This is a genomic window from Mycobacterium szulgai, assembly GCF_002116635.1.
Lineage (GTDB): Bacteria > Actinomycetota > Actinomycetes > Mycobacteriales > Mycobacteriaceae > Mycobacterium > Mycobacterium szulgai.
On record NZ_LQPW01000006.1, the window covers coordinates 1 to 1,528 of the forward strand.

The 1,528-nt window shown below is 65.9% G+C and carries 1 protein-coding gene; it reads right to left on the minus strand.

Going from position 1 to position 1,528, the window contains the following annotated elements; all coding sequences use genetic code 11:
* Nucleotides 1–1,503 (minus strand): type I polyketide synthase (locus AWC27_RS01505; protein WP_169726687.1); only part of this gene is annotated, 1,503 nt, incomplete at its 3' end.
* Between the last annotated feature and the right edge of the window lie 25 nt (nucleotides 1,504–1,528).

Below are 1,528 nucleotides of genomic sequence, written 5' to 3' on the forward strand. Positions count from 1 at the left end.
CCCCATCCCCACCACCGCAATAGGCTCCTCAACCCGCACCGGCGCACCCACCACCACCCCGCTGCCCCCGGTGGCGCCCCCCTGCAAACGCTCACGCAAATACCCCACCACCGCAGCCACGTTCGGATAATCAAAGATCACCGTGGCCGGCAACGTCAGACCAGTGGCCTGAGCCAACCGGTTACGCAACTCCACCGCCCCCCGCGAGTCCAACCCCAAATCGCTAAACGCCCGCTCAACCGCCACCGCCTCGGCAGAAGAATGCCCCAACACCGCAGCAAGCTGAGCACGCACCTCAGCCAACAACAACGAATCCCAATCCGCCTCAGACACCGAAGGCAGCCGCTGGGCCACCGTCACCGCAACCGGGGCCGCCGCGGCGGGAAGGCTCACCAACCGACTCACCACCGCCGGCAACACCCCCAACCGGGCTTGGCGACGCAACCCAGCCACATCCAACCGCGCCGGGACCAGCACCGCCTCACCACGCGCACACGCCAGATCAAACAACTCCAAACCCTGCTCGACCGACATCGCCGCCAACCCCAACCCCCGCCGATACAAAGCCAACGCATCCAAAAACGCGTTCGCCGCAACAGAATTGGCCTGCCCCGCACCGCCCAACACCGAAGCAGCCGACGAAAACAACACAAACGCCGACAACCCCATATCCCGGGTCAACTCATGCAAATGCCACGCACCATCAACCTTGGGCGCCAACACCTGCTCCACCCGCCCACGATCCAGCGACTCAATCACCCCATCAGCAACCACCCCAGCGACATGAATGACCGCCCCCAGCCGATGCTGCCCAGCAACGGCGTCCACCAACCCCGCCACCTGCTCACGATCAGCCACATCACACGCCACCACCTGCACCCCACACCCCAACTCGCCCAACTCCACCACCAACTCCTCCACCCCAACCGCGGCCGGCCCACCCCGACTCACCAACACCAACTGCCGCACCCCATACCGGACCACCACATGCCGAGCCACCGCCATCCCCAGCACCCCAGTCCCCCCAGTGATCAACACCGTCCCCGCCGGATCAAACACCGACCCCCCCACCACCTCGCCGACCTGCTCACTGACCTGCACCAACCGCGGCGCCAACACCACACCCCCACGCACCGCCAACCGCGACTCACCACCATGAGCCAACGCCGCCACCACCACCGGCCACGACACCGCACCCTCATCAACATCGAGCACCATAAACCGGCCCGGATGCTCCGAAGCCGCGCTACGCACCAACCCCTCCACCACCGCACCGGCCAAATCAGGCACCTCGCCCTGTGCAGCGGCCACCGCCCCCCGAGTCACCAGCACCAACCGCGAACCCACCAAGACCGGCTCACCCAACCACGCCTGAACCAACTCCAAAACGTCATACAACCCCTCACGAACCTCACCAACACCAGCAGCGGCGATCGGCACCGAGGTCAGCACCACCTCCGGTACCCGGCCCCCCTCACCAACCGCCGCAATCAACCCCCGCAAATCCGCATAACATTCCACCCCCTCC